The organism is Ralstonia sp. RL (genome assembly GCF_001683835.1).
Taxonomy (GTDB): Bacteria; Pseudomonadota; Gammaproteobacteria; order Burkholderiales; family Burkholderiaceae; genus Ralstonia; species Ralstonia mannitolilytica.
Genome location: NZ_LWRX01000148.1, coordinates 1 through 18,918, shown reverse-complemented (window position 1 = coordinate 18,918; position 18,918 = coordinate 1). Strand labels below are relative to the sequence as shown.

The following is an 18,918-nucleotide window of genomic DNA, read 5'->3' as shown; positions in this document are numbered from 1 at the left end:
CACAACGTTGAGGCTTACTGCTTGATGTCGATGTCATCAAAGCTGAACGAGCCGTCCGGCGCCACGTAGGCCCCCGACAGACGCTTCGAACGTGCGTAGACGATCTTCTCCGTCACCAGGAAGGCCCACGGTGCGTCTTCCCAGATGCGCTTCTGCGCGTCGGTGTAGAGCTTCGACTTCTCTGCGCGATCGGTCGTGCGCAGCGCGCCCGCGATGTCGGCATCGACCTGCTCGTTCTTGTAGTACGCCGTGTTGAACGACTTGGGCGGCATGGCTTCCGATGCCAGCAGCGGACGCAGCGCCCAATCCGATTCACCCGTCGACGACGACCAGCCTGCGTAGTACATGCGCACGCCGGCGTCTTCCGGCTTCGGCACGCTTTCGACGCGCTCGACGCGCTGGCCGGCTTCCAGCGCCAGCACGGACGCCTTGATGCCGACCTGTGCCAGTTGCTGCTGCACGAACTGGATGATCTTCTGCGCCGTCGTGTGGTTGTAGGCCGACCACAGTTGCGTCTCGAAGCCGTTCGGATAGCCTGCTTCCTTCAGCAGCTCTTTCGCCTTGGCCGGGTTGTACGGCCACGGACCCAGCTTGACGGCGTAGTCCACGCCCGGCGGCACCACACCTTCAGACGGCACGGCGTAGCCCGCAAACGCCACCTTGGTCAGCGCATCCTTGTTGATGGCGTAGTTGATTGCCTGACGCACCTTGGGGTTGTCGAACGGCTTCACGTTGGTGTTGAAGCTGACATAGCGCTGAATGATCGACGGCGCTGCAATCAGGTCAACCTTCGGGCTGCTCTTGAGCACCGCGGCCTGCTCGAACGGAATCGTGAACGCAAAGTCGGCTTCGCCCGTCTGCATGACGGTGGCGCGCGTGTTGTTGTCGACCACCGGCTTCCAGGTGATGGTGTCGATCTTCGGCAGGCCATGCTTCCAGTAGCCGTCGAATTTCTTCCCCTTCAGGTAGTCGGTCTGCTTCCATTCGACAAACTCGAACGGGCCGGTGCCGACCGGGTGGAAGGCGATGTCCTTGCCGTACTTCTTGAGCGCCGTGGGCGAAATCATGGCTGCCGACGGGTGCGCCAGCACGTTGATGAACGGCGAGAACGGCTCCTTGAGCGTCACGCGCGCGGTGTACGGATCCACCACTTCGGTCTTCGCCACGCGGTTAAACAGCACGAAACGCTTGAGCTTGTTGGCCGGGTCCGTCACGCGGTCCAGGTTGGCCTTGACGGCGGTGGCGTCAAACGTGGTGCCGTCGTGGAACTTCACGCCCTTGTGCAGCTTGAACGTGTAGACCAGGCCGTCCTTGCTGACGTCGTAGCTGTCGCACAGCACGTTGACCAGCTTCATGTCCTTGTCGAAGCCGAACAGGCCTTGATAGAACGACTTGGCGGCGCTGAACGACAGCGTGTCGTTGGCGTCGTACGGATCCATCGTGGTGAAGGTCGAGTAGACCGCCATCACGGCGTCCTTGGCGGCAAAGGCCGGCATGGTGAATGCAGCCAGGGCCAGGCCGCTGGCAACCATGGCTGCGCGCGGGCCGAATGCGACTCGGTGGGCAAAGCGATTGAACATTTCCTTCCTCCTCATCAAAGATGACGTCTCACTGCGTTCTGTATTGCGATTAATACGCGCCGCCAATCGAATGGCGGGCAACAAAGTGGTCTGGCGCCACTTGCACCAACGGCTGCACCACCGGCAGGTCGCCAACGGCACGGATCGGGCTGGGAATTTCGTGCGTGGAAAGTTCACGCTTCAGGTGACGGCGCGCCGGGTCCGCAATCGGCACGGCCGACATCAGCTTCTTCGTATAGGGGTGCTGCGGGTTTTCGAAGATCGCGCGGCGCGGGCCGATCTCGACGATCTGGCCCAGGTACATCACGGCCACGCGATGGCTGATGCGCTCCACCACCGCCATGTCATGCGAGATGAACAGGAACGCAACGCCAAACTCCTTCTGCAGGTCGAGCATCAGGTTGACGATCTGCGCCTGGATCGACACGTCCAGCGCGGACACCGACTCGTCGGCAATCACCACTTTCGGGTTCAATGCCAGCGCGCGCGCAATGCAGATGCGCTGGCGCTGCCCGCCCGAGAACTCGTGCGGATAGCGCGACGCATGCGCGGCCTGCAGGCCCACCTTGTCGAGCAGCCATTCCACGCGTTGCTGCGCCTCTTTGCCGGAAGCCACCTTGTGCACCAGCAGCGGCTCCATGATGGAGTAGCCGACCGGCACGCGCGGGTCCAGCGAGGCGAATGGGTCCTGGAAGATGAACTGGATGTTTCGGCGAAGCGTCTGGAGCGCGGGCCCCTTCAACTCGCCGATGTTCTGGCCGGCAAATTCGATGCTGCCGCTCTGGCACTCCACCAGACGCAAGAGCGACCGTCCCGTCGTCGACTTGCCGCAGCCCGATTCGCCGACCAGCGCCAGCGTCTCACCAGGGTAGAGATCAAAACTGACCTGCTCCACCGCATGCACCCGGCGCGTGACGCGGCCGAAGATGCCCGTGGGCACGTCAAAGCGCGTGACGAGATCACGCACACGCAAAATGGGTTGCACATCGTGCGACGCCGCCGGTTGCGGTGTCGTATCGACCGCGGCGGCCGTGCCATCCACACGCAACAGCGGAAAGCGCGCCGGACCATCGGTGCCCTGCATCGAGCCAAGGCGCGGCACCGCCGACAGCAGCGCACGCGTATACGGATGCGCCGGCTGTGCGAAGACCGTGGCCGACGGGCCCTCTTCCACGCGATCGCCCTTGTACATCACGAGCACGCGGTCGGCCACTTCCGCCACCACGCCCATGTCGTGCGTGATGAACACCACGGCCATGTGCAGCTCCTGCTGCAGCGCGCGGATCAGTTGCAGGATTTCGGCCTGGATGGTGACGTCCAGCGCGGTGGTCGGCTCATCCGCAATCAACAGCGACGGTTTGCATGACAGCGCCATTGCGATCATCACGCGCTGGCGCATGCCGCCCGACAATTGGTGCGGATAGCGCCCCAGCACATTGCGCGCCTCGGGAATGCGCACCAGCTCGAGCATGCGCAGTGCCTCGGCCTTGGCTTCACTGGCGGGCTTGCCCTGGTGCAGGCGGATCGATTCGGCAATCTGCTCGCCCACGGTGAACACCGGGTTGAGCGAGGTCATCGGCTCCTGGAAGATCATCGCGATATCGGCGCCGCGCACGCCACGCATGGCCGCCGGGCTAGCGTTGGCCAGGTCCAGGACCTCGCCGTTGCGGCGGCGCAAATGCATCTGCCCGCCGACGATCTTGCCGCCGCCGTGCTCCACCAGCCGCATCAGCGCCAGCGACGTCACCGACTTGCCCGACCCCGATTCGCCCACCACGGCCAGCGTCTCGCCGCGGTCGACATGGAACGACAGGTTGCGCACCGCGTCGACCACACGTTCGGACGTGGCAAAGCGCACGCTCAGGTCCTGCACCTGCACGACGCGCTGATCGGGCATGGCAATGACGCTGCTGGCACTGGGCTGTTTGTTTGCTGTCACGACAAATCTCCTGCTGTCCTGCTCGCTTCTCTGCTGGGCTCGTGCTTACCGGTAGATCGACACGACGGGCGCTTCGGCCCCGCGCGCAAACCCGCGGTACATCCCTTCGGTGTTGAACGGCAACGCAACGTTGCCCTGCGCGTCGACGGCGATCATCCCGCCGCGGCCCTCGATGGCGACGAGCTTGCGCATCACCACATCGTCCGCCGCGTCGGCCAGCGACTTGCCGGCGTACTGCATCTGCGCGGCCACGTCGTAGGCCGCGACGGCGCGGATGAACATCTCGCCCGTGCCCGTGCACGACACCGCCGCCACGTTGTTGGCGAAACACCCTGCCCCGACGATCGGCGTATCGCCCACGCGGCCGACCTCCTTGTTGGTGACGCCGCCCGTGGACGTGGCCGCCGCCAGCCGGCCTTGCGCATCGCACGCCACGGCACCCACGGTGCCGAACTTGCTGTCCGGGTCGATGGGTTCGGCCGGCTTGGCCATGAGTGATGCGGCGTCGTGGTCGAGGAACATCGCCATGCCGTCTTTCTGGCGGGCACGCTGCCACTGGGCGTAGCGGGCCTCGGTGTAGTAATAGCCGGGCTCGACGAACTCCAGGCCCTGTGCCTGGGCGAATGCCTCGGCGCCCTCCGAGGTGAACAGCACGTGTTCGCTGTGTTCCATCACGGCACGGGCCGCGAGGATGGGGTTGCGCAGCCGTTTGACGCACGTCACCGCGCCGGCGGCCAGCGTGGTGCCATCCATGATCGACGCATCGAGTTCGTACGTGCCGGCGCTCGTGAGCACCGCACCCTTGCCGGCATTGAACAGCGGGCATTCTTCGAGCAGGCGCACGGCCTCGGTCACTGCATCGAGGGCGCTGCCGCCGTCCACCAGGATGCGCTGGCCGGCAGCCAGGATGTCGTTGAGCGCCTGCTGGTAGGCGGCTTCCTTGTCGGCGCTCATGTCCGAACGGGTGATGGTGCCGGCGCCGCCATGGATGGCGAGAATGGGCGTGGTCATGCGTGGCTCTATGAAAATCAGTTTTCAGCGGCGCGCTTGCGGCCGCGGCGAGAGGTGGTGGACGCGCCGGAAGCGTCGGCGCCCGATGTGCCTGGGCGCGATGCCTGGCCGGTATGCAGCCAGGGCAGCACGAAGGCAGTCAGGCGCTCGGCAGACTCGAGCGAATGCGCAGAGCGATGCGCCACCGCGCCGCAGAGCGCCTCGAACAGCGCCACGGCGGCCGTGTCCGACGTCGCGGAGAACTGCCGCTCGGTGCGCGCATACAGCGCGATGCCGGCCAGCGGCGCGAGCGGCGAAGTCGGGCCATCGGTCAAGGCCAGCACCTGGCAGCCCTGCTCGCCGGCTTGCCTGGCCAGGGTGATGGTGTCGGCGGCATAGCGCGGAAACGCGATGGCGATCAGCAGGTCCTTCGGGCCGATCTTGCGCAGCTGGCGGGCCGCGTCCGATGCGCCGCCCGCCTGCGAGACGGAAATCACCGTGTTGCAGTACAGATCCAGCCCGTGGCGCAGCAGCCCGGCGAGGTAGCCGCTGGCGCCAAAGCCCATCACGTAGATGCGCTGCGCACCGAGGATGGCATCCACCGCGCGCTCGCAGGCGGCGGCATCGACCATGCGGCGGGTGGCATCGAGGTTGGCAATGTCTTCGTTGAGCGAGGCGGCGAAAATCTCGGCGCTGGTGGCCGGCCGGGCCAGCTCGTGACGCAGCTTCTCGACCGGCGCGAGCGTCGCCTCGAAGCCGCGCAGCAGCTCCGCGCGAAACTGCGGATAGCCGTCAAAGCCCAGCGCCAGCGCAAAACGGTTGGCCGTGGCAATCGACATGTCCACCGCGGCGGCAAACTCGTCGATGCGCATGGTGGCGGCGCGAAACGGGTTCGCCAGCACGTATTCGGCCATGCGCTGGTGCGCCGGCGTGAGCGTGGCAAGCGCCGCTCCGATGCGCTCGGAGACCGAGGCATCGGCCGCGAATGCGCCCTTGGACACATCCGTACGCTTGCTGGTGGGTTTCGCCATGTTCCTGGGCTGTGAAAATTTTGTGTAAATGTATTTTCACGAATGGCGCATGTAAAGAAAAAAACTTTCATGCAGACCTATGGTTTTCCCTAGGTCAAAAGCGTCCGCACAGATGCCGGGCGCGCGGCGCGCTTCAACGGTGCAATGCACCACATCGGCCGCTCCCGGCGCGCCAGGATCGTGCGCGGCGGCAGGCTACAATCGCACCCTTCTCCGATTGTCCAAAAGCGCAGTTCTTCGTGATCCGATTCGACGACCTCGTCCTCCAGCGCGGCACCAAGGTGCTGTTCGACCACGCCACCGCCACCCTCAACCCTGGTGAGCGCGTGGGCCTCGTCGGCGTGAACGGCAGCGGCAAATCCACGCTGTTTGCGCTGCTGCGCGGCGACTTGCATGCCGACGGCGGCGAGGTCGCCATCCCGCCCACCTGGCGGATTGCCCACGTGGCGCAGGAAACGCCCGCGGTTGACCGCAGCGCGCTGGACTACACGCTCGACGGCGACACCCGCCTGCGCGACATCGAACGCCGCCTGGCCGCCGCCGAAGCTGCGCACGACGGCCACGCCCAGGCCGAAGCCCACGCCGCCTTCGCCGATGCCGACGGCTACACCGCACCGGCGCGTGCGCAGGCGCTGCTGCTCGGTCTCGGTTTCACGATGGCGCAGACCACACAGCCGGTGGCGAGCTTCTCCGGCGGCTGGCGCATGCGGCTGAACCTCGCGCAGGCGCTGATGTGTCCGTCCGACCTGCTTCTGCTCGACGAACCGACGAACCACCTGGATCTGGACGCCGTGGTCTGGCTGGAAGACTGGCTTTCGCGGTATCCCGGCACGCTGGTGACGATCTCGCACGACCGGGAATTCCTCGACGCCGTGTGCAACGTCACGCTGCACATCGAGCAGCAGAAACTCAAGCGCTACGGCGGCAACTACACGCAGTTCGAGACGCAGCGCCTGCAGCAGATGGCGCAGCAGGAAGCCGCCTACGCACGGCAGCAGAAGCAGATCGCGCATCTCGAATCGTTCATCACCCGCTTCAAGGCCAAGGCCACCAAGGCCAAGCAGGCGCAAAGCCGCGTCAAGGCGCTCGAGCGCATGGAGCGCCTCGCGCCCGTGCATGCGGCGGCGGGCTTCTCGTTCGAATTCCGCGAACCCGATGCCGCGCCCAACCCGATGCTGACGTTCGAGGCGGTCGATTGCGGCTATCCCGGCCCGAGCGTTGATGAGCCCATCACCATCCTCAAACACCTGACGTTCTCGATCCAGACCGGCCAGCGCATCGGCCTGCTGGGCGCCAACGGCCAGGGCAAGTCGACGCTCGTGAAAACGCTGGCCGATACGCTCGCGCCGCTGTCGGGCACGATCCGTCGCGGCAAGGGCCTGCAGATCGGCTACTTTGCCCAGCACCAGCTTGAGACGCTGGACGACAACGCCTCGCCGCTGCTGCACCTGGCGCGCCTGGCCCCCGACGTGCGCGAGCAGGAGCTGCGCGACTTTCTCGGCAGCTTCAACTTCCGCGGCGACATGGCGACTGCGCCCATCGCCCCATTCTCCGGCGGCGAAAAGGCGCGCCTGGCGCTCGCGCTCATCGTCTGGCAGCGCCCCAACCTGCTGCTGCTCGACGAGCCGACAAACCACCTGGACCTCGACACGCGTGAAGCGCTGACGATGGCGCTCGCCCAGTTCGATGGCACGCTGATCCTCGTCTCGCACGACCGGCACCTGCTGCGCGCCACGACCGACCAGTTCCTGCTGGTCGGCCAGGGCACCGTCGCACCGTTCGACGGCGACCTGGACGACTACCGCGACTGGCTGCTCAAGCAGGCGGCCGCCAAACGCGCCGCGGCAAGCGCGCCGGCCACCGAGGCCGGCGCCGCGCCCGCAGCCAATCGCCGCGACCAGAAGCGCGAAGAAGCCGAGCAGCGCCAGCGCCTGGCCGCCCTGCGCAAGCCGCTGCAAAAGGACGTGGACGCCATCGAAAAGCGCATGGCCCCGCTGCAGAAGGAAAAGGCCGAGCTGGAGGCGTTCCTGGCCGACAGCGCCGCCTATGAGGAAGCCAACAAGGCACGCATGATGGAAAGCCTGCGCCGCCAGGCCGAGATCAACACCGAACTCGGCGCGCTGGAAGAACGCTGGCTCGAACTGCACGAACAACTCGAACAGATCGGATAACGCCGGCACGTCCGGCCAGGGAGACTTGCAGATGACCGTTTCCGCTTCGTCGCCGGACGCCCCCACCGCCACGCAGCACCCACTGGCCGGCGTGCGCGTGCTCGACCTCACGCGGCTCTTGCCGGGCCCGGCCGCCACTCGCCATCTGGCCGACCTTGGCGCGGACGTCATCAAGATCGAAGACCCTGGTCCGGGCGATTACGCGCGCGACATGCTGCGCTCGTCCGCCGATCGCGAAACCGGCCGCCCCAGCCTGTTCTTCCGCTCGCTCAATCGCGGCAAGACCGAGGTGCGGCTCGACCTCAAGCCCCCCGAAGGCCGTGAAGCGCTCATCGAGCACGTGCGCCATGCCGACGTGCTGATCGAGAGCTTCCGCCCCGGCGTGATGGCGCGCCTCGGCCTCGGCTGGGATACGCTGCGCGCCGCCAACCCGGCCCTGGTGATGTGCTCCATCACCGGTTACGGCCAGGACGGCCCGCTCGCGCACGCGGCCGGCCACGACATCAACTACGTGGGCTATGCGGGCATGCTCGATCAGCTCGCCGGCGCCGACGGCGCGCCCATCGTCCCCAACGTGCAGATCGGCGACTTGCTCGGCGGTGCCCTCACGGCGGTGGTCGGCATCCTGGCCGCGTTGGTGGATGCGCGCGCCACCGGCCGCGGCCGCTACATCGACGTATCGATGACCGACTCGGTCTTCGCGCACAACCTGATGGCGTTCTTTGCGGTGGGCACCCGTGGCAAGGCGAGCCCGGCCGGCACCGACCTGCTCAACGGCGGGGTTCCGTGCTACGGCGTGTACCGCACGGCAGACGATCGCTTCATGGCGGTGGGCGCGCTCGAATTGAAGTTCTGGCAGACGATGTGCGACGTCATCGGCAGGCCGGAGTGGAAAGACCGGCATTGGTCGCTCGGCCAGCCGATTGGCGGTGAAGACGCCCGCGGCATCCATGATGAACTGGCCACGCTGTTCCGCACCGCCACGCAAGCCGAGTGGACAGCGCGCTTTGCCCATGCCGACTGCTGCGTTACGCCCGTGCTGCGCATGGAAGAGGCCATGCGGCATCCGCTCTTTACCGAGCGCAACAGCGTGGTCAACGAGAACGGCGCGCCGGTACAGCTCGCCCTGCCGTTACGGTTTGCCGACTGAACCGTCGCGATCGAGTATGGCCAGCAGATGCGCCGCGTCTTCCAGCTGATGCTGGCTGAAGACGCGAATCCCGTGCTGGCGCAGTAGCGCCGCCGTCACGCCCTGGCCCGGCTGCAGCTGACCGGAGAATGTTCCGTCGTAAAGAAACGCCGAACCACAGGAGGGGCTGCGCTCGGTGAGCACGGCCACCTGCGCGCCGGCCTCCTGCGCTGCCGCCAGGGCGCGTTGCGCGCCCCGAACAAATGCGCCGGTGACATCGCGACCGTGGTGCTCGAACACGCGGGCTGCGCCGCGCAACACAGCGGCGCCGCCGCCTTCGCCATGGATTTCCGCCGGCGGGCGCGGCACCGGCAAGCCGCCTGCCATCTCCGGGCAGACCGGGATCACCCGGCCTTCCATCTGCCAGCGCGCGAGGATGCCGCCCTCCGTGACGACCGTACCGCCGTCGTAGCGCACAGGCTGGCCCAGCAGGCAGGCGCTGACCAGTACGCGCTGCATGGCCCGCTTGGCTCCCTCAGCGGCGCTCGCGGCGGATCATCGCCACCACCAGTGTCAGCGCAAGGATGACCATCCAGATCAGCGACCATGCCGGGATTGACACGCCCAGAATGGGCGGCGTCGGCGCCGTGCACAGGCCATCGGACTCGAATACCTGCGGCAGCCATTTGGCTGTCGGCAGCGCGTTGACCCAGTTCTCGATCGGGTCGATACCGCACGTGGACTTCGGGTTCAGCAGCAGCGACACGTGATACCCCGCCACGCAAATGCCGGCCAGGCCCGACAGCATGCCAAGACCGTGCCACAACAGCCGCGTGGCGGACGACAGCGCCGCCAGCAGCGAAAACACCCCGATCCCGAGCAGCGCAAACCGCTGCAGAATGCACAGCGGACACGGCTGCAGCCCCTCGGCGTGCTGCAGATACAGCGCATAGCCGACGAGCCCGAAGGCGATCACGGCAATCAGCAGGAAAAAGGCGCGCGAATTGGCTTGCATGGCGGCGTCTGGACAGAAAGATTCAGCGGGAAAAGTTGGCGGATTATCGCATTGCAACGGCATCGGCATTTTCAGATCGCCCGCCGAGACCGTTGCAAGTTGTTGAACGATCAGGCCTCGAGCGCACGCACGCGGTCGATGGCCTGCTCGATGCGCTCGACCGCAATCACGTCCAGCCCGTCGATGGGCTGCTTCGGTGCGTTCGATTTGGGGATCACGGCGATCGAGAAACCCAGCTTGGCCGCTTCCTTCAGGCGCTCCTGCCCGCGCGGCGTCGGGCGGATTTCCCCGGCCAGGCCGATCTCGCCGAAGACCACGAGCCCGCGCGGCAGCGGCTTGTTGCGCATCGACGAATGAATGGCCAGCAGCACCGCCAGGTCCGCCGCCGGCTCGGTGATCTTCACCCCGCCCACGGCGTTGAGGAAGACGTCCTGGTCAAAGCAGGCGATGCCGGCATGGCGATGCAGCACCGCCAGCAGCATCGCCAGCCGGTTCTGCTCCAGGCCTACCGCCAGGCGGCGCGGGTTGGGCACATTGGCCGTGTCCACCAGCGCCTGGATCTCCACCAGCAGCGGCCGCGTCCCTTCCTGCGTGACGAGCACGCACGAGCCCGGCACCACCTGTTCATGCTGCGACAGAAACAGCGCCGACGGATTGGCCACGCCGCGCAGGCCGCGCTCCGTCATCGCGAACACGCCGAGCTCGTTCACGGCGCCGAAGCGGTTCTTGAAGGCGCGCACCAGCCGATAGGCCGAATGCGTATCGCCCTCGAAATACAGCACCGTGTCGACGATGTGCTCGAGCACGCGCGGCCCGGCCAGTGCGCCCTCCTTGGTGACATGGCCGACGAGGATCGTCGTCACATCCAGCCGCTTGGCGATGCGCGTCAGTTGCGCCGCACATTCGCGCACCTGCGCCACGGAGCCCGGCGCCGAGGTCAGCGCCTCCGAATACAGCGTCTGGATGGAATCGATGACGACGACCTCGGGTTTCTCCGCCTCGATGGTCGCCTGGATGCGCTCGAGCTGGATTTCCGCCAGCAGCGCGAGGTTCGGGCTTTCGATGCCCAGGCGCCGCGCCCGCAATGCGATCTGCGCGCCGGACTCTTCGCCGCTCACATACAGCACACGGCGGTCGGCCGACAGGTTCGACAGCGCCTGCAGCAGCAGCGTCGATTTGCCGATGCCCGGATCGCCGCCGATCAGCACCACGCCGCCGCTCACCAAGCCGCCGCCCAGCACGCGGTCGAACTCGTCGATACCGCTGGAGAAGCGCGGCACGTCCACCGCGTCGATGTCCGACAGCTTGCGTACCGTGGCACTGGACGCCAGCGACTGGAAACGCGCGCCGGCGCCGGTCGCCGGCTGCGCCACTGTCTCGACCAGCGTGTTCCACTGCTGGCAATTGGGGCACTGCCCCGCCCATTTCGGCGACGTGCCCCCGCACTCGGTGCACGTATAGACCGTCTTGCTCTTGGCCAAGCAACCCCCTGCTGACGGCCGCTGCGCTCGGGCGGCGGCCGCTTGATCTTGATGTGATGTCGATGCCGACGATGACACCGGCGGGCAACCGCCCTCAGGCCGCCTTGCCGAGCGTGTCGCCCGTGTCCGCTGTGCCAACCGGCTCGACGAGCACCGGCACGCGGGGCGCCAGCGCGCACATCAGCTCATAGCCGACGGTGCCCGCGGCGTGCGCGACATCGTCGATCGGCAAGCCTTCGCCCCAAAGCGTCACCGGCGTGCCGACGCGCGCGTCCGGGACGCCGGTCAGGTCCACGGTGATCATGTCCATCGACACGCGGCCCACGAGCCGCGTGCGCACGCCGTCAACGAGCACCGGCGTGTGGTTGCCACCCCAGCCCGGCGCATGGCGCGGGTAGCCGTCGGCATAACCGCACGCCACGATGCCGATGCGCATCGGCTGCTCGGCGGTAAAGCGCGACCCGTAACCGACGGTCGCGCCGGGCTGCAGATCCTGGATGGCAATCAGCTCGCTCTTGAGCGACATGGCGGGCAGCAGGCCCGTACCCTCGATGTCGGCTGCCACGCCGGTGGGCGATGCGCCGTACATGATCACGCCGGGGCGCACCCAGTCGCGATGCGCCTTCGGGTGCCACAGCGTGGCGGCGGAGTTGGAGAGCGATGCCTCCCCAGGCAAGCCCTGCGTGGCCTGCTCGAACGCCGCGAGCTGGTGCTCGATCCCGCGCGGGCCGTCGGCATCGGAAAAATGCGTCATGTGCACGATGGTGCCGACACCCGAGATGGCGCGGGCGCGCTCCCATGCCGCCCGATACGCGGCCGGGGCAAAGCCGAGGCGGCTCATGCCCGTGTTGATCTTGAGCTGCACGCTGATCGGCCCCTTGGGGCGGGCCAGTTCCAGCATACGCAACTGCTCTTCGTTGTGGACGGTCGTCGTCAGGCGGTACTGCTCGACGATCGCCAGATCCTCCGGTTTGAAGAAGCCCTCGAGCAGCAGCACGGGTCCCTGCCAGCCCAGCTCCCGCAGGCGGATCGCCTCGTTCAGGTCGAGCAGGCCAAAGCCGTCGGTCTGTCGCAACCCCTCGTACACGCGCTCGATACCGTGCCCGTAGGCGTTGGCCTTGACGACGGCCCACACGCGCGAGTTGGGCGCGTGTCGACGGGCAACCTGGAGATTATTGGCGAGTGCGGGACCGTGAATGACGGCGTGGATGGGTCTAGGCATGACGGCAAACCTGCAAAACGTTGGGACGATGGGCGCTCGTGGCGCGGCGTCGGTGTTGCACTGCAATATGTCTGTATAGCAGACCGGACCGATGTACCCGGCCCTGCATGATGAGCGTTCTATTTGACCACAGGACGCCCACTGGTTCGCCCCCACCGGCCGAGCGGGAGAAAAGAAAGTGCCCGATCGTCACCGGAAGCCCGCAAGTTTCGTGATATAAAGCCGTTCAATTTAGGCATGGGAAAACAGTCGTGATGCGCTCGCTGCATACGGAAAGTTGGGCAATAGCCACTTCTTTTTGCGCGATGGCGCCACATTCGGTTTGACCATGCACGCAGGCGAGAAGAAAACCCGCACCGGGCGGAACACACGCCCCGGACGCCTGTCTGTGAAGATTCCCGCGGCAACCCGGCGATGCGTGCCGGCCATGCCCAAGGGAGCCACGATCTGGGGAGCCCGCGCGCGTGACGACACCCGTGCCGCAAGCGCGCAGCTGCACGTTGCTCTGGCCGGTCAGCCGGAGCACCGCCTGGCCGGTCACCCCCGGGAACACTTCGGCCTGCCGGCACGCTGCCGGCAAGTCGTGAAGACCGGAATGCCACCGCGCTCTACGGGGACGAATTCGAAGGTATGAAGAAGGGTTTTTACACCATCATGGCGGCGCAGTTCTTCTCGTCGCTGGCTGACAATGCGCTGCTCATCGCGGCCATCGCCCTTCTGACGGAGATGCATGCACCGCAGTGGATGACCCCGCTGCTCAAGCTGTTCTTCGTGCTCTCTTACGTTCTGCTTGCCGCCTTCGTGGGTGCGTTCGCAGACTCCATGCCCAAGGGCAAGGTGATGCTCATCACCAATGCGATCAAACTCGTGGGCTGCGGCGTCATGCTCACCGGCATCCATCCTTTGCTCGCGTACGGCGTGGTCGGCTTTGGGGCGGCGGCCTACTCGCCTGCCAAGTACGGCATCCTCACCGAGCTGCTCCCCGCCGAGAAGCTCGTCGCCGCCAACGGCTGGATCGAAGGGCTGACGGTGGGTTCCATCATCCTGGGGACGGTGCTTGGCGGGGCGTTGATCTCCAAGCATGTGTCGTCGTGGCTGCTGTCGTTCGATATTCCCGGGCTGGAAGCCATCGACACCCCCGCTGAGGCGGCCATGCTGGTGATCATGGTGATCTACCTCGTTGCGGCCCTGTTCAATACGCGCATTCCCGACACCGGGGCACGGTATCCGCAGCAGGAAAAGAACCCGGTCCGCCTGATCTCCGAATTTGCCGACTGCTTCAACGCCCTGTGGCGCGACAAGCTCGGGCAGATCTCGCTGGCCGTGACGACGCTGTTCTGGGGCGCGGGCGCCACGCTGCAGTTCATCGTGCTCAAGTGGGCGGAGCAATCGCTGGAACTGAACCTCTCGCAGGGCGCCATCCTGCAGGCCGTGGTGGCCGTGGGCGTGGCCGCTGGCGCGATGGCCGCCGCCGTGAAGATCCCGCTGCGCCGCTCGCTCGACGTGCTGCCGGTGGGTGTGGCGATGGGCGTGGTCGTCATGCTCATGGCCTTCTACACCAAGCACACGATTCCGGAAGTCACCTTCCAGATCGGCACGATGAAGCTGCCGCTGTACATGCTGATCGCCTACCTGTTCCTGATGCTGGTGGGCGCCATGTCGGGCTTCTTCGTGGTGCCGATGAATGCGCTGCTGCAGCATCGGGGGCACGTGCTGCTCTCGGCCGGCCACTCCATCGCGGTGCAGAACTTCAACGAGAACGTTTCGGTACTGCTGATGCTGTGCCTCTACGCCCTGCTCATCAAGCTGAACGTCTCGGTGGGCGTGGTGATCGTCTCGTTTGGCCTGTTTGTCTGCGCGACGATGGCCCTGGTCATGCGCCGGCATCGCCTCAACGAAAAGCTGTACCACTCCGCCGCCCTCATCGGCGAGGACAAGCACCACTGAAGCCACACGCCGCGGCGGTCCATCAGTGGCCGCCGTGCTCCGCGTAGACCTTGCGCGCCAGGCACAGGTCTTCCCACGCGCGGGCCTTGTCGCCCAGGGTGCGCAACAGATACGCCGGGTGGTAGGTCACGACCACCGGCACGCCTTCCACCTCGTGCACCTTGCCCCGCAGCTTGCTTACAGGCGTCTGCGTCTGCAGCAGGTTCTGTGCGGCCACGCGCCCCAACACGACGATGATGCGTGGCTTGACCAAGGCAATCTGGCGCTTGAGATACGGGTCGCACATCGCGACCTCGTCCGGCTCCGGGTCGCGGTTGCCCGGCGGGCGACACTTGAGAACGTTGGCGATGAACACGCCTTTGCCCTCACCCGGCTGACGCGACAGGCCGACGGCGCGCAGCATGCTGTCCAGCAGCTTGCCGGCCTGGCCGACGAACGGTTCGCCCTGCTTGTCTTCGTTTTCGCCGGGCGCCTCGCCGATCAGCATCCAGTCGGCCTGACGGTCGCCCACGCCGAACACCGTATTCGTGCGCCGTTCGCACAGCTTGCAGGACGTGCAATTCGAGACAGCGGCCTCAAGCTCGGCCCAGCCGAATGCCGCGATGCGCTGCGCGCGCGGAATCGCCGCCTCTGCCCCGCCCCCGCCCACCGGAATCCCGATCTCGGCCGGCGGCATTTCGACTCGCCCGGGTGCGGGCTCGGCAGCCACCGCAGCGGCAAAGGCTTCGGCCTCGAGCGGCGGCTCGACGACGGCAATGTCCTCGACCTGCTCGGCGGGCGGCTGCGCACCGCGCAAGGTCCATTCCGTGGAAACGCCCAGCGCTTCCAGCATCCGGGATCGACGATTCATGCTGCCTCCACGCCGCTTGCCTCGCAGCTGATGCGCATGACGAGGGCATCCTCCCGCGTGTTGTTCTCTGCCGGGTAATAGCGCTTGCGACGACCAATCTCGGCAAACCCGGCGCGGCGATACAGCGCAATGGCCCCCGTGTTGGACGGACGCACCTCCAGCAGCAGGCTGCCGAAACCGTGCGCGAGTGTGAGCGCCACCGCCAGCCGAAGCAGCCAGCGGCCCAGGCCCTGGCGCTGCCACACCGGCGCCACTGTCACGTTGAGCAGGTGCATCTCGTCGACCACCGGCATGAGGATCAGGTAGCCCGCGACCTCGTTGCCCCCGTCGCGCAGCACGATGCCAAGGTGGCCAGACTTGAGCGAATCCTCGAAATTGCCGCGCGACCAGGGGAACGCAAACGCGGTCTGTTCGACGGCGGCAACGCCTGCCACATCGAGCGCAGTCATGCGCTCGGCGCGCCACCCGGCGGGCAGCGGCGTCTGTGCGGCAACGCCTGCGAGCGCGGTGTCGATGAGGCTCATGCGCCGGCACCTGCTGCCGCAGCCTTGGCCAACTGCACAGCCTGGCGTTCTTCAATGGTGAGCGCGACCTTGTCACGCACATAGAGCGGCGCCGCCTCTTCGGGCCGGACCGTATGCCCAGCCGCCAGGAGGCGCAAGCCGACCGCAACAACCTCACGCGCGTGTGGCGCAACCTCAGGCAGCACCGCAGCAGCCCCTGAGGCCACGGCCAACCGGTCGCCGAACACCGTCACGGCGTTGCCGGCCAGCCAGTACGGCTGCGATGGCGCCACCACGCTGTCCGGGCTGCTCACCTGGATGGCGGAAAGCGCGTGCCACCCGGAGGCCTCCTGCGCCGTGTCGGCGGGCATGAAGCTGGCCCAGTAGCACTCGTCCATGCGGGCATCCAGCGCCACCGTCACAGCGGTGCCAGCGGGCAGGGACGCCCGCGTCTGTTCTGCGCAGGCCACCAGCGAGTTGACCGGCACGACCGGCAGGTCCGCGCCGAAGGCCAGGCCCTGCGCGACCCCGCACGACGTACGCAGGCCGGTAAAGGAACCCGGCCCCGCGCCGAACGCGATGGCCGCACAATCGGCCAGGGCGATACCGGCCTCGGCCAGCAACTCGGCGGCGGCGGGCAGCACGCGACTGCTCGATCGCGCCCCCGTGTGTTCGTGGCGGAACAGTGTGCGCGTGCCGTCACCGAGGGCGACGGAACAGAACTCGGTGGAAGTGTCGAAAGCGAGAATCCAGGGCATCCCGGCATTGTAACGGCTGGTGTGTCGCATGAACGCGCGAACCGGCGGCGGCGCACGCCGGAAACCGAAGCCATCCTCGAATTCAAACGGCGTGGGAGCGCCCCCCGGACGCTATCATCGCCAGACCATTGTCTTTCAGCCGGGAATCATCATGAGCGACCTGCAAGCCCGTTTCGAGCAAGCCCAGATCGACGTCAAGGGCCTCTCCGAGCGCCCCAGCAACATGACGCTGCTGCGCCTGTATGCCCTCTACAAGCAAGGCGCCGAAGGCGACGCGCACGGCGACAAGCCTGGCTTCACCGACATCGTCGGCCGCTACAAGTTTGAGGCGTGGGAAGGCCTGAAAGGCACGTCGCAGGATGAGGCCAAGCAGAAGTACATCGACCTCGTCGAAGAACTGAAGAGCGGCGCGACGACGTGATCGGCACTGCGCCATGCACGGACCGGGCCCCGCGCCCGGTTTTTCATTGCGCAGACGACATGGCGACCGCCGGCCCGCTGCGGCGCATGCGCCACGCCGCCGCCACCGCAAGTGCGCACAGCGCACCGAGGAGGACGAAGGTCTCGTCGAAAGCGACGAGCCGCGCCTGTGGGTCGACTGCGGCGCCGTGCACGGTCTCGATGCCGCGCGTGGCGAGCCGCCATTGCAGGAAGATGCCCGTGGCCGACACGCCGATCGCCCCGCCGAGTTGACGCAGAAAGTTGACCGCACTCGAACCTTGGGCGATCAATGTGAAATCGACGCCGCGCATCGCGCCCAGGCTCAGCGACGGCAGCACGAAACCGAGCCCGACGCGCCCGACGACGGCAATGGCGATCAGCAGCAGATAACTGGTGTCGCGCGTGTTCGTCGCCATGAGAAAGAACGACAGCGCCAGCGCTGCCAGCCCGAACGACACCAGCCGGAACGGCTCGATGCGGTTGGTCAGCCGCCCCGCCAGCATGATCGTCACGGCCAGCACCAGCCCGGCGGGCAGCAGCACGAGGCCCGCGCGCGACGGCGCATACGCGAGCGCCACCTGCATGTACACGGGCACCAGGTATGTCGATCCATACAGCCCGGCGCCGTAGATGAACGCCACCACCGCGCCCATCGCAAACTGCCGGTAGCTGAAGAGGCGCAGGTCCAGCAACGGCGACTCCACCCGCCGCTGCCAGGACACGAAGCCCGCCACGCACACGCCCGACACGAGCATCAGCACCGCGCCGTGCACCACATCGCCGTGCAGTGCCACCAGCCCGTTCAGCAGCGAGACCGTCGCCGCGCCAATCAGCAGCAGGCCGCGCCAGTCCAGCGGCTTCGGGTCGCCCGCCATGGATGAATTGATGGCCATGAAGCGACGCGCCATCGCCCAGCCGAGCAGCGTGAACGGCACCACCACGAAGAAGATCGAGCGCCAGCCAAACAGCTCCACCAGAAAGCCGCCCACGCTGGGGCCGACCGCAGGCGCGAGCACCACGCCAAAACCGAACAGGCCGAACGCCTTGCCCTGCTCCCGCTCCGGAAACACGCGCAGGATCAGGATGTTGGGCAGCGGCTGCATGATGCCGGCGGCAACCCCCTCGACGACACGCATGGCGATCATCACGCCGTAGTTCGGCGACAGCCCGCCCGCCAGCCCGCCCACACCGAGCAGCACCAGCGCGCCGATGAACGTGCGCCGCAACCCGAAGCGCAGCAGCAGCCAGGGCGTGAGCAGCATCGACAAGGTCATCGCAACCATGAAGCTCGCCGACACCCACTGCGCCCGCTCCTGCCCCAGCACGAAATGACGGCTCAGGTCGGGAATGGCCACGTTGACGATGGTGGCCGAGATGACCGACGACACCGCCCCCACCATCAGCGTGAACAGCACGAGCCACTTGAAGTGCTCCCCGTGGCGCGCGCGCAGGGCCTCGAGCGTGGGCGTGAATGTCGTCATGGTCTCGTTCTGATGCTCTATGAGACGACCAGGAAGGGATCAGCCCGACCTGCACATCCTCCATGCAGGGCCGGGGTGGCAGGTCAGCCGAGGCGGCCGGTGGCGGCGATCTCGCGGATGCGGCGTACGGTGTCGATATCGGATTCGCGGTAGGCCGACTTGACGATCTCGGCATAGCGCGTATCGCCGCTCTCGTCCGCGTTGGGCAGCGTGGTGTCGTAGACGAACCGGATGAACGCCGCGTTGTTGTCGCCGGTTTCGATGGTCATGGTCAGGGAGCCGCCGGCGTGCTCGCCCGTGGCAGCCGTGGTGTACGTCACGCGGGTATGCGGCTCCAGGGTCACACGATCCTGGATGCGCGCGCGGCCGTACACCAGTTC

17 protein-coding genes are annotated in these 18,918 nt (G+C 66.7%); 4 read left to right on the top strand and 13 right to left on the bottom strand.

Going from position 1 to position 18,918, the window contains the following annotated elements; translation table 11 throughout:
- Positions 1 to 14: 14 nt before the first annotated feature.
- The 4 genes from gsiB to A6M56_RS13750 all read right to left on the bottom strand — a co-directional run bounded on the left by gsiB (position 15) and on the right by A6M56_RS13750 (position 5,540).
- A complete protein-coding gene (gene gsiB / locus A6M56_RS13765; protein WP_102079756.1) occupies positions 15 to 1,580 on the bottom strand; it encodes a glutathione ABC transporter substrate-binding protein GsiB in 1,566 nt (521 codons plus the stop codon).
- Positions 1,581 to 1,629: 49 nt separating this feature from the next.
- Entirely contained in the window at positions 1,630 to 3,477 is a 1,848-nt protein-coding gene (locus A6M56_RS13760; RefSeq protein ID WP_373271738.1) for a dipeptide ABC transporter ATP-binding protein, read from the bottom strand.
- Positions 3,478 to 3,564: 87 nt separating this feature from the next.
- Positions 3,565 to 4,530, bottom strand: a complete 966-nt coding sequence (locus A6M56_RS13755) for an isoaspartyl peptidase/L-asparaginase family protein (protein ID WP_102079754.1) — start codon at positions 4,528 to 4,530, stop codon at positions 3,565 to 3,567.
- Between the two features lie 17 nt (positions 4,531 to 4,547).
- Complete coding sequence (locus A6M56_RS13750) at positions 4,548 to 5,540, bottom strand: MurR/RpiR family transcriptional regulator (RefSeq protein WP_045786725.1); 993 nt, start codon at positions 5,538 to 5,540, stop codon at positions 4,548 to 4,550.
- A 239-nt stretch (positions 5,541 to 5,779) separates the two neighbouring features.
- On the opposite strand from A6M56_RS13750, the gene A6M56_RS13745 reads away from it, so the two are divergent.
- The gene (locus A6M56_RS13745) at positions 5,780 to 7,711 is read left to right on the top strand and encodes an ATP-binding cassette domain-containing protein (RefSeq protein WP_045786724.1); all 1,932 of its coding nucleotides are present in this window, start codon (positions 5,780 to 5,782) and stop codon (positions 7,709 to 7,711) included.
- Between the two features lie 31 nt (positions 7,712 to 7,742).
- Positions 7,743 to 8,861: a CaiB/BaiF CoA transferase family protein gene (locus tag A6M56_RS13740; protein ID WP_062739134.1), complete on the top strand. Its 1,119-nt coding sequence runs from the start codon at positions 7,743 to 7,745 to the stop codon at positions 8,859 to 8,861.
- Here the strand turns inward: A6M56_RS13740 and A6M56_RS13735 are convergent.
- From A6M56_RS13735 to alr, 4 genes are all read right to left on the bottom strand, one after another.
- Positions 8,844 to 9,359: a 2-thiouracil desulfurase family protein gene (locus tag A6M56_RS13735; RefSeq protein ID WP_045786722.1), complete on the bottom strand. Its 516-nt coding sequence runs from the start codon at positions 9,357 to 9,359 to the stop codon at positions 8,844 to 8,846. The two genes, A6M56_RS13740 and A6M56_RS13735, sit on opposite strands and share 18 nt — an antisense overlap.
- Positions 9,360 to 9,375: 16 nt before the next feature.
- Entirely contained in the window at positions 9,376 to 9,855 is a 480-nt protein-coding gene (locus tag A6M56_RS13730; protein WP_045786721.1) for a disulfide bond formation protein B, read from the bottom strand.
- 110 nt (positions 9,856 to 9,965) lie between these two features.
- The gene (radA, locus tag A6M56_RS13725) at positions 9,966 to 11,336 is read right to left on the bottom strand and encodes a DNA repair protein RadA (protein ID WP_045786720.1); all 1,371 of its coding nucleotides are present in this window, start codon (positions 11,334 to 11,336) and stop codon (positions 9,966 to 9,968) included.
- 94 nt (positions 11,337 to 11,430) lie between these two features.
- Positions 11,431 to 12,558: an alanine racemase gene (gene alr / locus A6M56_RS13720; protein WP_045786719.1), complete on the bottom strand. Its 1,128-nt coding sequence runs from the start codon at positions 12,556 to 12,558 to the stop codon at positions 11,431 to 11,433.
- 630 nt (positions 12,559 to 13,188) lie between these two features.
- On the opposite strand from alr, the gene lplT reads away from it, so the two are divergent.
- A complete protein-coding gene (lplT, locus tag A6M56_RS13715; protein ID WP_045786718.1) occupies positions 13,189 to 14,505 on the top strand; it encodes a lysophospholipid transporter LplT in 1,317 nt (438 codons plus the stop codon).
- Positions 14,506 to 14,527: 22 nt separating this feature from the next.
- Here the strand turns inward: lplT and A6M56_RS13710 are convergent, their stop codons facing one another.
- The 3 genes from A6M56_RS13710 to tsaB are packed head-to-tail and all read right to left on the bottom strand — an operon-like array spanning position 14,528 to position 16,616.
- Complete coding sequence (locus A6M56_RS13710) at positions 14,528 to 15,355, bottom strand: uracil-DNA glycosylase (RefSeq protein ID WP_045786717.1); 828 nt, start codon at positions 15,353 to 15,355, stop codon at positions 14,528 to 14,530.
- A complete protein-coding gene (gene rimI / locus A6M56_RS13705; RefSeq protein ID WP_045786716.1) occupies positions 15,352 to 15,879 on the bottom strand; it encodes a ribosomal protein S18-alanine N-acetyltransferase in 528 nt (175 codons plus the stop codon). The genes A6M56_RS13710 and rimI overlap by 4 nt, the downstream gene beginning before the upstream one ends.
- Entirely contained in the window at positions 15,876 to 16,616 is a 741-nt protein-coding gene (tsaB, locus tag A6M56_RS13700) for a tRNA (adenosine(37)-N6)-threonylcarbamoyltransferase complex dimerization subunit type 1 TsaB (protein WP_045787854.1), read from the bottom strand. Before tsaB ends, rimI begins: the two co-directional genes overlap by 4 nt.
- Before the next feature lie 151 nt (positions 16,617 to 16,767).
- On the opposite strand from tsaB, the gene A6M56_RS13695 reads away from it, so the two are divergent.
- Positions 16,768 to 17,037 (top strand): acyl-CoA-binding protein, encoded by a 270-nt coding sequence (locus A6M56_RS13695; RefSeq protein WP_062739132.1) that lies wholly within the window; start codon positions 16,768 to 16,770, stop codon positions 17,035 to 17,037.
- Positions 17,038 to 17,080: 43 nt separating this feature from the next.
- On the opposite strand, the gene A6M56_RS13690 is transcribed toward A6M56_RS13695, so the two are convergent.
- Entirely contained in the window at positions 17,081 to 18,538 is a 1,458-nt protein-coding gene (locus A6M56_RS13690; RefSeq protein WP_286758189.1) for a DHA2 family efflux MFS transporter permease subunit, read from the bottom strand.
- 83 nt (positions 18,539 to 18,621) lie between these two features.
- The coding region (locus tag A6M56_RS13685) for an AtaL-like protein (RefSeq protein WP_286758188.1) at positions 18,622 to 18,918 on the bottom strand (297 nt) is incomplete at its 5' end.

Bases quoted from the DNA above. Each gene is read 5' to 3' on its own strand.
- gsiB (WP_102079756.1), bottom strand. From the start codon at position 1,580: ATGTTCAATCGCTTTGCCCACCGAGTCGCATTCGGCCCGCGCGCAGCC.
- A6M56_RS13760 (WP_373271738.1), bottom strand. From the start codon at position 3,477: ATGCCCGATCAGCGCGTCGTGCAGGTGCAGGACCTGAGCGTGCGCTTT.
- A6M56_RS13755 (WP_102079754.1), bottom strand. From the start codon at position 4,530: ATGACCACGCCCATTCTCGCCATCCATGGCGGCGCCGGCACCATCACC.
- A6M56_RS13750 (WP_045786725.1), bottom strand. From the start codon at position 5,540: ATGGCGAAACCCACCAGCAAGCGTACGGATGTGTCCAAGGGCGCATTC.
- A6M56_RS13740 (WP_062739134.1), top strand. From the start codon at position 7,743: ATGACCGTTTCCGCTTCGTCGCCGGACGCCCCCACCGCCACGCAGCAC.
- A6M56_RS13735 (WP_045786722.1), bottom strand. From the start codon at position 9,359: ATGCAGCGCGTACTGGTCAGCGCCTGCCTGCTGGGCCAGCCTGTGCGC.
- A6M56_RS13730 (WP_045786721.1), bottom strand. From the start codon at position 9,855: ATGCAAGCCAATTCGCGCGCCTTTTTCCTGCTGATTGCCGTGATCGCC.
- alr (WP_045786719.1), bottom strand. From the start codon at position 12,558: ATGCCTAGACCCATCCACGCCGTCATTCACGGTCCCGCACTCGCCAAT.
- lplT (WP_045786718.1), top strand. From the start codon at position 13,189: ATGAAGAAGGGTTTTTACACCATCATGGCGGCGCAGTTCTTCTCGTCG.
- A6M56_RS13710 (WP_045786717.1), bottom strand. From the start codon at position 15,355: ATGAATCGTCGATCCCGGATGCTGGAAGCGCTGGGCGTTTCCACGGAA.
- rimI (WP_045786716.1), bottom strand. From the start codon at position 15,879: ATGAGCCTCATCGACACCGCGCTCGCAGGCGTTGCCGCACAGACGCCG.
- tsaB (WP_045787854.1), bottom strand. From the start codon at position 16,616: ATGCCCTGGATTCTCGCTTTCGACACTTCCACCGAGTTCTGTTCCGTC.
- A6M56_RS13695 (WP_062739132.1), top strand. From the start codon at position 16,768: ATGAGCGACCTGCAAGCCCGTTTCGAGCAAGCCCAGATCGACGTCAAG.
- A6M56_RS13690 (WP_286758189.1), bottom strand. From the start codon at position 18,538: ATGACGACATTCACGCCCACGCTCGAGGCCCTGCGCGCGCGCCACGGG.